The sequence below is a fragment of the Rhodoblastus sp. genome, assembly GCF_052145335.1.
Classification (GTDB): domain Bacteria; phylum Pseudomonadota; class Alphaproteobacteria; order Rhizobiales; family Beijerinckiaceae; genus Rhodoblastus.
In genome coordinates, this window is record NZ_JBKQOU010000220.1 from 1 (window position 1) to 11,133 (window position 11,133).

The following is an 11,133-nucleotide window of genomic DNA, read 5'->3' on the forward strand; positions in this document are numbered from 1 at the left end:
ATTAGAGCGTTTTCAAGCGAAGTGGATACCGGTTCGCATGAAGAAAACGCGTAAAAACAAAAAACTAGAGCCCCGATCCGATTCAATCGGATCGGAAAAGGCTCTAGGACCCAACAAAAAACCCCGCGGAGCGATCCGCGGGGTTTTTTATCGTCGAAAAAAGCCGGGCTCGTCGCACGGCTTTTTTTATTTCACATGCCCTGATGCGCCAGAATGGCGAGCAGCAGCAGCGCGACGATATTGGTGATCTTGATCGCGGGATTGACCGCCGGGCCGGCGGTGTCCTTGTAAGGGTCGCCGACGGTGTCGCCGGTGACCGAAGCCTTGTGGGCTTCGCCACCCTTGCGATGGGTGACGCCGTCCTTGTCGACGAAACCGTCCTCAAAGCTCTTCTTGGCGTTGTCCCAGGCGCCGCCGCCCGAAGTCATCGAAATCGCGACGAACAGTCCGTTGACGATCACCCCGAGCAGCGAGGCGCCGAGGGCCGCGAAGGCCGAGGCCTTGCTGCCAGAAATCGCCAGCACGCCGAAATAGACGACGAGCGGCGCCAGCACCGGCAGCAGCGACGGTATGATCATTTCGCGGATCGCCGCCTTGGTCAGCATGTCAACGGCGCGGCCATAGTCGGGACGCTCGGTTCCGTCCATGATGCCGGGCTTTTCCTTGAACTGCCGACGCACTTCCTCGACCACCGATCCGGCCGCGCGACCCACCGCCGTCATCGCGATGCCGCCGAACAGATAGGGGATCAGGCCGCCGAAGATCAGGCCCGCCACGACATAGGGGTTGGACAGGTCGAAATCGACGCGTCCGACGTCCTTAAAGTAAGGCAGGCCCTGGTCGACGAAGGTGCGCAGGTCGTTGGTATAGGCGGCGAAAAGCACCAGGGCGCCGAGGCCGGCCGAACCGATGGCGTAGCCCTTGGTCACCGCCTTGGTGGTGTTGCCGACCGCGTCGAGCGCGTCGGTGGACTGCCGCACTTCCTTGGGCAGGCCCGCCATTTCGGCGATGCCGCCGGCGTTGTCGGTCACGGGACCGAAAGCGTCGAGCGCCACGATCATGCCGGCCAGGCCGAGCATGGTCGTCACCGCGATCGCCGTCCCGAACAGGCCGGCGAGCTGATAGGTCGCGATGATGCCGAACACGATCACCATGGCCGGCAGCGCCGTCGATTCCAGCGACACCGCGAGACCCTGGATGACATTGGTGCCATGGCCGGTGACCGAAGCCTGGGCGATGGACACCACCGGACGCTTGCCGGTGCCGGTGTAATATTCGGTGATCACGACGATGGCGCCGGTCACAGCCAGGCCGACCAGGCCGCAGACGAAGAGATTGGCGCCGGTCACCGCTTTACCGGCGACCTCGCCGATCGAGCCCCAGCCGATCAGGAATTGCGTCGCGACGGCGAGGCCAACCACCGACAGCGCGCCGGTGACGATCAGGCCCTTGTAAAGCGCGCCCATGATCGAATTGTTGAAGCCAAGCTTGACAGCGCCCGCGCCGACGATCGAGGTGATGATGCAGGCGGCGCAGATCGCCAGCGGATAAAGCATGGTCGAAGCCAGCACATCCGATTTGGCGAAGAAGATCGACGCCAGGACCATGGTCGCCACAACCGTCACCGCATAGGTCTCGAAGAGGTCAGCCGCCATACCGGCGCAGTCGCCGACATTGTCGCCGACATTGTCGGCGATGGTCGCCGGATTGCGCGGATCGTCCTCGGGAATGCCGGCCTCGACCTTGCCGACCAGATCGGCGCCGACGTCGGCGCCCTTGGTGAAGATGCCGCCGCCGAGACGGGCGAAGATCGAGATCAGCGAGGCGCCGAAACCAAGCGCGACCAGAGAATCGACCACTTCGCGATCATTGATGTGGAGACCCATCGGCCCAGTGAGGACGGCGAAATAGACAGACACGCCAAGCAGGGCGAGACCGGCGACCAGAAGGCCGGTGACCGCGCCCGCCTTGAAGGCGATGTCGAGGCCGCCCGCCAGCGACTTGGTCGCGGCCTGGGCGGTGCGCACATTGGCGCGAACCGACACGTTCATGCCGATGAAGCCCGCGGCGCCGGAAAGGAAGGCGCCGATCAGGAAGCCCAGCGCGACCTTGCCGCCGAGCAACAAATAAAGGGCGATGAAGATGACCACCCCGACAATGCCGATGGTGAGATATTGCCGTTTGAGATAGGCCTGCGCGCCTTCCGCGATCGCCGCCGAAATCTCCTGCATCCGCGCCGTGCCGGCGTCGGCCGCCATGACCTGCCGGACTGTGACGACGCCGTAAACTATCGACAGCAGTCCACATAAAATGATGAGCCAAATCGCCATTATTCCCGCCCTTTTTTTACCTAAACTTATTCTGACACTGACAAGTCCGTCATTTTGCGACGAACAGCATTGTCCAGAATCAAACTCTACGGTTTCGGGGCGCAAATCTTCCATAAAGCCGCGCAAGCCGCAATGCCGGTTGGCGCGGGCCCTCGATAAAAGTCGGCGTCATTCTGTCGCAGACGCAAAGAATCCTGCGGGAAGCGGCTGCTCAGTTAGAAATGGCTGAAGCGATCGCGTAGAAAATTTTGCTTCCGCCCATCGCGGCCGGTGAGCAACTCGCCCGCTTCCGCCGCGGCCAAGGCGCCAATGGCGGTCACCGGAACGCCGGCGTCGCGCGAAAAATTCTCGAATGCGGCGGCGGCTTGCGGCGGAACGGCGCAAAGAATTTCATAATCGTCGCCGCCGCAGACCATTGTGTCGAAAAGGCCCGGATCGGCGGCGAGCGCCGCCGAGGCGGCGTCGGACAGCGGAATCCGGCTTAAACTCACTTGCGCGGCGACGCCGCTAGCTCGCGCCAGTGCGCGCAGATCGCCGATCAGCCCGTCGGAAACATCCATGGCGGCGCTGGCCGCGCGCAAGGCGGGAACGAGCGCCAGACGCGGCCGAGGCAGGAGATAACGGCCAACCAGAAATTCACGCTGCTCGCATGAAAGGCCGGACGCCCAGCGCGGCGGCGTCTCTCCGGAACATTCGGCCCGGCGCAGGATGAGCCCGAGCGCCGCGTCGCCGATGGTTCCCGAGACATAGAGCGCGTCGCCCGGCGAGGCCGTGGTCCGCCGTTTCATGGCGCCCGCGGCGACCGCGCCCAGCGCCGTGATCGACAGGGTGAGCGGGCCGGGAGTCGCCACCGTATCGCCGCCGAGCAGCGGGCAATGGTTTTCCGAGGCCATTTCTCCCAGGCCGCGAGAAAAGGCTTCGAGCCAGTCGAGCGACCAGTCGCGCGGCAAGGCCAAGGTGAGCAGGAAACCCAAGGGCTCAGCGGCTTTGGCGGCCAGGTCGGACAGATTAACGGCCAGAGCCTTGGCGGCGATTTTTCCGGGCGGGTCCTGCTGGAAGAAATGAACGCCGGCGACCAGGGCGTCGGCAGTCAACACCAGTTCTTTTCCCGGCGGCGGCGCCAGCAGGGCGGCGTCGTCGCGCAACCCCAAGCCCCCCGGCCCGGCGAGCGGCGCGAAATAACGGGCGATCAGTTCCGGTTCATCCACGACGGCCCCGATTCCCGAATCGGCCTCAGGCCGAAAACTCAGCCGCCCGTGTCTTTCGCGCCAGCGTATCAAGCACGGCGTTGATCATGCCGGCCTCGTCGCGATCGAAAAAGGCGCCAGCGACATCGACGTATTCCTTGATCGCCACCCGCGCCGGGATATCGCCGCGTTTCAGCAATTCGAAAGCGCCGGCGCGAAGAATGGCGCGCATCAGCGCCTCGATCCGCCGCAAGGGCCAGCCGTCGGCCAAAGTCTGGTCGACGGCGCGGTCGATGGCGACCTGGTCCTGCACCACGCCGGAGACGATGGAGCGGAAAAAAGCGATTTCCGCCGGCTTGTATTGTTCGCCCTCGACCTCCTGGCCAATCCACCAGGTCTCGAATTCGGCCAGGATTTCCTTGACGCCCTTGCCCGTCACTTCCATCTGGTAGAGGGCCTGTGAGGCGGCGAGCCGGGCGGCGGAGCGGTTTTCAGCGGCCATCAGATGTGTCCCGCCTGCAGTTTCAACCGGAACATGGCCAGCGCGGCGCGCGCGGCGTCGCCGCCCTTGTCCAGCTGCGCCTTGTCGGCGCGAACAAGCGCCTGCGCCTCGTTCTCGACGGTCAGGACGCCATTGCCCAGCGGCAGCCGGCGGCTCACGGAGAGATCCATCAGCGCGCGGGCGCTTTCGCCGGCGACGATCTCGAAATGATATGTTTCGCCTCGAATGACGCAACCGAGAGCGATGACGCCGGCATAGGGCTCGCCGGCCTGTTCCGCCGCGTCGAGCAGAATGGCGGCGGCGGCGGGAATCTCCAGCGCGCCGGGCGCCTGGACCACGCTCCATTTCGCCTGCGCGGCGGCAAGCGCCTGCGTCGCGCCCTCGAGCTGAAGGGCGCCAATGGAATCGTAAAACCGCGCTTCGATGACGAGAAAACGCGCGCCCTGAACGGATTCTTGCGGCTCAGGAACTCTTTGGGGCTCCGCCATGGGGCTTCCTGGTTAAGGGAGGGGCCCGAACGAGTAGTACGTGAGCCGCTTCCGCGCAACCCGGCAAGGACAGCGCGGAGGAAAATTCTCGAAAAGGGATGTGGCGCCGGAACTTACAGCTGGCGGCCGCCGGTGACCTTGCCGTAAATCCAGAGCGCGACGACGGCGCCGCCGGTGGCGACCAGGATGCTGTAAATATTGACGCCCGAGACCCCGCTGAACCCGAAAATATTGGTGGCGATCAAGCCGCCGACGATCGCGCCGACAATGCCGAGCACGAGGTTCATGACCATGCCCTGCCCGCTCTTGTAGACGAACTTGCTGGCGATAAAACCGGCGATCAGTCCGAGAATGATCCAGCTCAGAATGCCCATGCGGAAAATCTCCCCAAAATTGGCGCGTTACTCCGCCGCGCCCCCGTCCGGAATCGGTCAGGGGCACGCTGAGTTGAGCGCGAAACGCTCCTTTTTAAAAGAACAATTTGTCACTTGCGTAACGGCCGCCGGGAACCCAAACTGGCGCGCCGTCATTCAAGACGGCGCGCCTCTTTTGAGGAGGGAATAATGGGTCAATTCGACGATGCCGTTAAGGAATCGGTGCCGGGCAACGATTTCGTCAAACCGTTGATGATCGCGGCCGGCGCCCTGATCCTCGGCCATATTTTCGGCGGCAAGAAAGAAGACGCCGCTCCCGCGCCGCAGCTGCCGCCCGAAGGCGCGCAGCAAGCCTCCGGCGGGGGCCTTGGCGGCCTTCTCGGCAATATCGCCAGTTCGCTTGGCGGGCTCGCCAACAGCCAGCTTGGCGGCGCGCTGGGCGGCGCTGCGGCCGGGACCGCAGTTTCCGGCGGACTGGATTCGCTGCTCAACCAGTTCCGCCAGGCCGGTCACGGCCAGGCGGCGGAGAGCTGGGTCGGAACCGGCCAGAACCAACCGATCAGCGCCGAGCAGATCAATTCGGTGATCGGCCAAGGCAAGATCGCCGAAATCGCGCAGCAGGCCGGCATCAGCCCCGAGCAGATGTCGCAATTGCTCGCCCAGGCGCTGCCTAACCTGATCGACAAGCTGACGCCCGGCGGAAAAATCCAGCAAGGCTGAGGCCGATCGAAGCGCGGCGGCGCGGCAATCCCGCGCCGCCCGCCATTTCAGACTTGCGCCAGACCGCCATCGACGCTCAATTCGGCGCCGTTCACATAGCTGGCGTCGGATGACGCGAGAAACAAAACGGGGGCGGCGATTTCCTCCGGCGACGCTGCGCGGCCCGCGGGAGCGTTGGACTGAACATAAGCGATGAAGCCGGCTTGTTGTTCTGCGGTCAAATTCAAACCTTTATGAAGAATTGGAGTCTCGGTCACGCCGGGGCTGACCGCATTGACGCGAATGCCCCGCCCCTTCAAATCGTTGGCCCAGGTGCGGGCGAAAGAGCGCACCGCCGCCTTCGAGGCGTTGTAAAGGCTCAGATTGGCCATCCCCGTGCTGCCCGCGATCGAGGCCGTCAGCACAATGGCGCCGCCGTCGCGCAGCAACGGCAGCAAAGTCTGTGCGGTGAAGAACAGGCCCTTGACGTTGATGCCGAAAATCTTGTCGAATTCGCCCTCGGAGGTCGCGCCGAAGGCGTTGAATTCGGCCACCCCGGCATTGGCGAAGATCACGTCGAGCCGGTCGCCATTGCTCTCGATTTTCGTCTTGAGCTTTTCGAGATCCGCCAGATTGGCGACATCGCCGGCCACCGCCACCGATTGCGGGCCGAGGCGCTCCGTCGCTTCGGCCAAGGTCGCCTGATTGCGGCCGGTGATATAAACCCGCGTTGCGCCCTCTCGCAAAAACGCCTCCGCCGAAGCCAATCCTATGCCCGTCGAACCGCCCGTGACCGCAATTGTCTTGCCAAGGAATCTCTGCGACATGCCCCACTCCGAATTTATTATTACGATATTTCGAAACTATCGTAATATAATAACGTGTCAAGCGCGGCCGGGGTGCGCGCCGCGCGAAAAAAGTCTATAACGAGAACATGAGCAGATTTCTCCATCCCGCGCAGGCAGACATCACGCTGACGGGCTTGCTTGCCGCCCTTGGCGATCCGACGCGCCTCGAGATCGTGCGTTTGCTTGCCCATTGCGACGGCAAGAACTGCACCGAGTCGGCGCCCTTCCCGGACATGCCGCGCTCGACCCTGACCGGCCATTTCCGTGTTCTGCGTGAGGCTGGCGTGCTGCGAACGGTCAAAAAGGGCGTCGAAAACATCAACATGCTGCGACGCGAAGATATGGAGGCGCGCTTTCCGGGCTTGCTCGACTCGATCCTCGCCTGCCGCTGACGCCGTCCGAGCGCCCTACTCCGCCGCCGCCTCGACCAGGCGCGCGGCGTAGCGGGCCATTGTGTCCACTTCCAGATTGATAGCGTCGCCCGCCTTGCGTCCTCCCCAGATAGTGACGTCGAGCGTATGCGGGATCAGCAGGATGGTGAAGCGGTTGCCGGCGACCTTGTTGACCGTCAACGAGGTTCCATCCAGCGCCACCGAGCCTTTTTCGGCGATGAATTTGGCGAATTGCCTTGGCGCCTCGATGTCGAAATGCGCCATACCGTCGAAGTCGCGGCGCTCGACCAGCCGCGCCACGCCATCGACGTGGCCGGACACCAGATGGCCGCCCAGCTCGTCGCCGATCTTGAGCGCCCGCTCCAGGTTGATGCGGTCGCCGGCCGCCCATTGCCCGGCCGTGGTCACGGCCAAAGTCTCCGCCGCCGCATCCACCTCATGCCAGCTGACGTAGCCGTCGCCTTCCGCGCCATCCTGTTTCGCCCAAGGGCCGAACCCGACGAGGGTCATGCAGACGCCGTTATGCGCCACCGAAGCGCCGAGCGACAGGCTATCCGCCGGATAACGCGAGGCCAGTTTCAGCCGTCTCAGATCGCCGCGTTTTTCGACCGAAAGCAGCAGGCCGACATCGCTAATCAATCCGGTGAACATTTCCTCATAACCTTTCGTAAAAAATGAACGAATCGGCGCCGAAAAACCCTTGCTCGACGATCCTGAAGGCCGATGGATCGGCCAGTGCGGCCCGCGAGGGCTCCGACAAAGCCTCGACGCCGGGCCGCCCCAGCGGCCGCGGACTGGTCAACAGCACCATTTCGTCGGCCAGTCCTTGCGCGATCAAGGCGGCGGCGACGCGCGGCCCGCCTTCCGAAAACACCCGCGTGATCCCCCGCCGCGCCAGAACGCCCAAGGCGGCGCGCAGCTCGAGCCTGCCGGCGCCGTCGAGCGCGCAATTTTCAATTTCAACCCCCTGAGCGAGCAGGGCGTCGCGTTTTTCCTGCGGGGCGCCTTCGCCACAGATCGCCAGAACCGGGGCTTCCCGCGCCCCGACGACAAGGCGGGAGCGCAAAGGCAGGTCCAGCCGCGCGTCCAGAACCACGCGAAGCGGGCGGCGGTCGCATCCGGCGAGGCGGACGGTCATCAGCGGGTCGTCGCCGAGCACCGTGCCGATGCCGACCATGATTGCGTCGTGCATGGCCCGGAGGACATGGGTGCGCAGATTGGCGGCCAGCCCCGTGATGGCCAGGCGCCTGTCGTGCTCCCCGCCTGCCGCCTGGCCGTCCGCCGTCTGTGCGATTTTCAGCGCCACCATCGGCCTCTGCTCGGTGACGCGGAGAATATGGCCGCGATGCGCCCGCCGGCAGAGGTCTGGGAAGACGTTGGCCTCAACCTCGATCCCCGCCGCGCGCAGCAGCGCGAACCCCTCTCCGGCGACGCGCGGATCGGGATCGGCGAGCCCCGCCACGACCCTCGTCACGCCCGACGCGGAGACCGCCTCGGCGCAAGGAGGCGTCTTGCCGTGATGGGCGCAGGGTTCGAGCGTCACATATAAAGTGGCGCCACGCGCCTGTTCGCCGGCCAGGGCGAGCGCGAGCGGCTCGGCGTGAGGGCGTCCGCCCACTTCCGTCCAGCCGCGTCCGACCACGACGCGATCGCGGACCACGAGGGCGCCGACCGCTGGATTGGGCGCGGTCGCGCCGAGGTTGCGCCTTCCCAGCGCCAGGGCGGCCAGGAAAAACCTCTCGTCCTCACCGGAAAGCGCCATATCAGACGTCCTGTTTCGACTTTTCCGGCGGCGGCCCGCCCTCTTCGGAGGACAATTCATCGAGCAGCGGCCCGAAATCGCGCGCCTCGCGGAAATTGCGATAGACCGAGGCGAAGCGCACATAGGCGACTTCATCGAGGGGTTTAAGCCCCTGCATCACCAGTTCGCCGATCTTTTCCGACGGAACTTCCGCCTCGCCCGAGCTTTCGAGCTGGCGCACCAGCCCGTTGATCATGCGATCGACGCGTTCGGGATCGACCAGCCTTTTCCGCAGCGCGACCTGCACCGAGCGCATCAGCTTGTCGCGGTCGAACGGCGCACGCTTGCCCGATTTCTTCACAACCGTCAGCTCGCGCAATTGCACGCGCTCGAAAGTGGTGAAACGTCCGCCGCAATCCGGACAGACGCGACGGCGGCGGATCGATGAACTGTCGTCGGTCGGACGCGAGTCCTTCACCTGGGTGTCGAGACTGCCGCAATAGGGACAACGCATGAGACAAGCCCCCTTTCGGCGGTTTTCCTGCGCAACGTCGTTCAAGGCGAATCGCTTCGCCGCCGCTCGCAAGCGCGCATTGTGCATTTTCATCGTCGCGGGACAAGAATTTGACGAGAAAGCTTTATCTGTCCAATTGCTTGCAGTGGATTTCGGTCGGCTGACAGGCGATTCCCGGCGTCGAGCAACTTCTTCCCGACGCGCCGCGCAGGCAGACGACGCAGCCATCGGTCCATTCCAGACAGGATGGGTTTCGCTCGCCAAAGGCCAGAACGGGAGCGGTCGCCATTTTTTCCGCCCTCGGCGCGTCGGCGGCGGCGAACTGGGGAAAAGCCAGGCCGATCACAGCAAAAATAGCAAAGATCCGCATTGTACCCTCACCGTTGCGCTGCCCACCATAACGGCGCTTGCGCAGTGTGCAAGCCGCATCGACTTGATCGCCGCCTCATGCTAGAGCGCGCGAATGCTCGAAGGTTTGCCCCCCAATAACGCCGCCCATGTGATGCGGCTCAAATGCGACGAGGCCCAGGCCCGCTCCATCGCCGATCTCGTGGTCGAGACCTTCGACCCGGCCGAGACGGCGGCGGCCGCTTTCGAGGAGAACGCCTCGACCGCCTCCTGGGCTTCGACGCCCTGGATGGTCGAAGTCTATTTCGGCCATGCTCCGGACGAGGACAATGTCCGCGCCCTGGTCGCCTGCGCCGTCGGCGAGGAACTGGCCGGGCGGATCGCTTTCGGCCGCGTGGAAAAGAAAGACTGGGTGGCCTCGGCGCTGGAAGGACTTTCCGCCGTGCGCGCCGGGCGTTTCCTGGTGCATGGCGGCCATGACCGCGAACGCCGGAGGCCCAACGACATCGCCATGGAAATCGAGGCGGCGCTGGCGTTCGGCACCGGCCACCACGGGACGACGCGCGGCTGTCTCTTGTTTCTCGACGACATCCTGAAAAATCGCCGTCCGCGTCATGTGCTCGACATCGGCTGTGGCGCCGGCACCCTCGCGCTGGCCGCAGCCCTCGCCCTGCACACGCCCGTCGCGGCGGGCGATATCGACGCCGAGGCGGTGGCTGCCGCGCGCAAAAACGCAGTGCTCAATGGCGCCGGCCCCTGGCTGCGCCCGGTCGTCGCCAAGGGCGCGGCGCATCCGGCGCTGAACGCCAAAGGCCGTTACGACCTGATCCTCGCCAATATTCTCGCCAAGCCCTTGCGGCTGCTGGCGCGCTCGGCCTCCCCGCTGCTGGCGCCGGGCGGCGACGTGGTGCTGTCGGGGCTTTTGGCGCGCGACGTTCCCGGCGTGCTGTCGGCCTGGGGAGCGCAGGGTTTCGCCCTCGCCCGCCGCCGCGACCTCGACGGCTGGGCGACGCTGCTGCTGCGGCGCGGCGGCGCGGCGCCGAGGCCTCTTCCTTGCGATTAAGCAGGCTGCAAGCGTTTTCCCGTTTCCGTGACGCGAAAAGCTCTTTAGACTTGTTCAAATGTTCGAGTCCCATTTCCAGACCTATGTCGAAACCGCCGATCCCTCGCTCGGCGCCTCGCGGGTAAAAAACCTTCGCGCCGCGCTCAAAAAGGCGAAGCTCGACGGCTTTCTCGTTCCACGCGCCGACGCCCATCAGAACGAATACGTCGCCCCCTGCGAGGAGCGCCTCGCCTGGCTGAGCGGTTTCACCGGCAGCGCCGGTTTCGCCATCGTGCTGCGCGACAAGGCGGCGCTGTTCGTCGATGGCCGCTATACTGTGCAGGCCCGTGAACAGGTCGACGCCAAGGTTTTCGCGCTCGTCGGCATAGGCGAAACCTCGCCCGGCGAATGGCTCGCCAAGGAAGCGCGCAAGGGTTGGCGCATCGGCTACGATCCCTGGCTGCACACGCCGGCGCAGGTCGAGCGCTTCATAGCCGCTGCGCAAAAGGCCGGCGCGGTTCTGGTCGCGAGCGGGGAAAATCCGATCGACGGCTTGTGGTCCGACCGTCCGGCGCCGCCGCTCGGCGCGGTCACACTGCATCCGCGTAAATATGCCGGCGAGACGGCGGAGAAGAAACTCGAGAGAATCGCCAAGGCGCTGAGCGCCG

Annotated in this window: 14 protein-coding genes; 5 read left to right on the forward strand and 9 right to left on the reverse strand. The window is 64.7% G+C overall.

All coding sequences use genetic code 11. From position 1 onward, the window contains the following. Positions 1-191: 191 nt before the first annotated feature. The 5 genes from ACLP2E_RS13745 to ACLP2E_RS13765 form a co-directional block, all read right to left on the reverse strand. A complete protein-coding gene (locus tag ACLP2E_RS13745) occupies positions 192-2,330 on the reverse strand; it encodes a sodium-translocating pyrophosphatase (protein ID WP_442462866.1) in 2,139 nt (712 codons plus the stop codon). 215 nt (positions 2,331-2,545) lie between these two features. After that, complete coding sequence (gene thiL, locus ACLP2E_RS13750; protein ID WP_442466273.1) at positions 2,546-3,538, reverse strand: thiamine-phosphate kinase; 993 nt, start codon at positions 3,536-3,538, stop codon at positions 2,546-2,548. Positions 3,539-3,563: 25 nt separating this feature from the next. Continuing rightward, positions 3,564-4,019, reverse strand: a complete 456-nt coding sequence (gene nusB / locus ACLP2E_RS13755) for a transcription antitermination factor NusB (RefSeq protein ID WP_442462864.1) — start codon at positions 4,017-4,019, stop codon at positions 3,564-3,566. After that, on the reverse strand, positions 4,019-4,507 hold the full coding sequence (gene ribH / locus ACLP2E_RS13760) for a 6,7-dimethyl-8-ribityllumazine synthase (protein WP_442462863.1): 489 nt from the start codon (positions 4,505-4,507) through the stop codon (positions 4,019-4,021). The genes nusB and ribH overlap by 1 nt, the downstream gene beginning before the upstream one ends. Positions 4,508-4,620: 113 nt before the next feature. Then, positions 4,621-4,881: a GlsB/YeaQ/YmgE family stress response membrane protein gene (locus ACLP2E_RS13765; protein WP_442462862.1), complete on the reverse strand. Its 261-nt coding sequence runs from the start codon at positions 4,879-4,881 to the stop codon at positions 4,621-4,623. Positions 4,882-5,070: 189 nt separating this feature from the next. On the opposite strand from ACLP2E_RS13765, the gene ACLP2E_RS13770 reads away from it, so the two are divergent. Then, entirely contained in the window at positions 5,071-5,601 is a 531-nt protein-coding gene (locus ACLP2E_RS13770; protein ID WP_442462861.1) for a YidB family protein, read from the forward strand. Positions 5,602-5,648: 47 nt separating this feature from the next. Here the strand turns inward: ACLP2E_RS13770 and ACLP2E_RS13775 are convergent, their stop codons facing one another. Then, the gene (locus ACLP2E_RS13775) at positions 5,649-6,407 is read right to left on the reverse strand and encodes an SDR family oxidoreductase (protein WP_442462860.1); all 759 of its coding nucleotides are present in this window, start codon (positions 6,405-6,407) and stop codon (positions 5,649-5,651) included. Positions 6,408-6,514: 107 nt separating this feature from the next. Here ACLP2E_RS13775 and ACLP2E_RS13780 point away from each other — a divergent pair, with 107 nt between their 5' ends. Further along, complete coding sequence (locus tag ACLP2E_RS13780; protein WP_442462859.1) at positions 6,515-6,820, forward strand: ArsR/SmtB family transcription factor; 306 nt, start codon at positions 6,515-6,517, stop codon at positions 6,818-6,820. Positions 6,821-6,835: 15 nt separating this feature from the next. Here ACLP2E_RS13780 and ACLP2E_RS13785 read toward each other — a convergent pair whose 3' ends face one another. From ACLP2E_RS13785 to nrdR, 3 genes are read right to left on the reverse strand one after another with little or no spacing between them, the layout of a single operon-like run. After that, a complete protein-coding gene (locus ACLP2E_RS13785; protein WP_442462858.1) occupies positions 6,836-7,471 on the reverse strand; it encodes a riboflavin synthase in 636 nt (211 codons plus the stop codon). 4 nt (positions 7,472-7,475) lie between these two features. After that, positions 7,476-8,582: a bifunctional diaminohydroxyphosphoribosylaminopyrimidine deaminase/5-amino-6-(5-phosphoribosylamino)uracil reductase RibD gene (gene ribD, locus ACLP2E_RS13790; RefSeq protein WP_442462857.1), complete on the reverse strand. Its 1,107-nt coding sequence runs from the start codon at positions 8,580-8,582 to the stop codon at positions 7,476-7,478. Position 8,583: 1 nt separating this feature from the next. Next, the gene (gene nrdR / locus ACLP2E_RS13795; protein ID WP_442462856.1) at positions 8,584-9,075 is read right to left on the reverse strand and encodes a transcriptional regulator NrdR; all 492 of its coding nucleotides are present in this window, start codon (positions 9,073-9,075) and stop codon (positions 8,584-8,586) included. Between nrdR and ACLP2E_RS13800 the strand changes: the two genes are divergently transcribed. The 3 genes from ACLP2E_RS13800 to ACLP2E_RS13810 all read left to right on the forward strand — a co-directional run. After that, positions 9,074-9,529 carry a hypothetical protein gene (locus tag ACLP2E_RS13800; protein ID WP_442466274.1) on the forward strand — a complete coding sequence of 152 codons (456 nt, stop codon included), beginning with the start codon at positions 9,074-9,076 and terminating at the stop codon, positions 9,527-9,529. The two genes, nrdR and ACLP2E_RS13800, sit on opposite strands and share 2 nt — an antisense overlap. 9 nt (positions 9,530-9,538) lie before the next feature. Beyond that, entirely contained in the window at positions 9,539-10,486 is a 948-nt protein-coding gene (locus ACLP2E_RS13805; protein ID WP_442462854.1) for a 50S ribosomal protein L11 methyltransferase, read from the forward strand. A 58-nt stretch (positions 10,487-10,544) separates the two neighbouring features. Beyond that, positions 10,545-11,133, forward strand: a 589-nt coding sequence (locus ACLP2E_RS13810) for an aminopeptidase P family N-terminal domain-containing protein (protein WP_442466275.1), incomplete at its 3' end; no start/stop codon positions are given.

Excerpts from the sequence above, each read along its gene's own strand:
- ACLP2E_RS13780 (WP_442462859.1), top strand. The coding sequence starts at position 6,515 with ATGAGCAGATTTCTCCATCCCGCGCAGGCAGACATCACGCTGACGGGC.
- ribH (WP_442462863.1), bottom strand. The coding sequence starts at position 4,507 with ATGGCGGAGCCCCAAAGAGTTCCTGAGCCGCAAGAATCCGTTCAGGGC.
- ACLP2E_RS13765 (WP_442462862.1), bottom strand. The coding sequence starts at position 4,881 with ATGGGCATTCTGAGCTGGATCATTCTCGGACTGATCGCCGGTTTTATC.
- ACLP2E_RS13785 (WP_442462858.1), bottom strand. The coding sequence starts at position 7,471 with ATGTTCACCGGATTGATTAGCGATGTCGGCCTGCTGCTTTCGGTCGAA.
- ACLP2E_RS13805 (WP_442462854.1), top strand. The coding sequence starts at position 9,539 with ATGCTCGAAGGTTTGCCCCCCAATAACGCCGCCCATGTGATGCGGCTC.
- nrdR (WP_442462856.1), bottom strand. The coding sequence starts at position 9,075 with ATGCGTTGTCCCTATTGCGGCAGTCTCGACACCCAGGTGAAGGACTCG.
- ACLP2E_RS13775 (WP_442462860.1), bottom strand. The coding sequence starts at position 6,407 with ATGTCGCAGAGATTCCTTGGCAAGACAATTGCGGTCACGGGCGGTTCG.
- ribD (WP_442462857.1), bottom strand. The coding sequence starts at position 8,582 with ATGGCGCTTTCCGGTGAGGACGAGAGGTTTTTCCTGGCCGCCCTGGCG.
- ACLP2E_RS13770 (WP_442462861.1), top strand. The coding sequence starts at position 5,071 with ATGGGTCAATTCGACGATGCCGTTAAGGAATCGGTGCCGGGCAACGAT.
- ACLP2E_RS13745 (WP_442462866.1), bottom strand. The coding sequence starts at position 2,330 with ATGGCGATTTGGCTCATCATTTTATGTGGACTGCTGTCGATAGTTTAC.
- ACLP2E_RS13800 (WP_442466274.1), top strand. The coding sequence starts at position 9,074 with ATGAGACAAGCCCCCTTTCGGCGGTTTTCCTGCGCAACGTCGTTCAAG.
- nusB (WP_442462864.1), bottom strand. The coding sequence starts at position 4,019 with ATGGCCGCTGAAAACCGCTCCGCCGCCCGGCTCGCCGCCTCACAGGCC.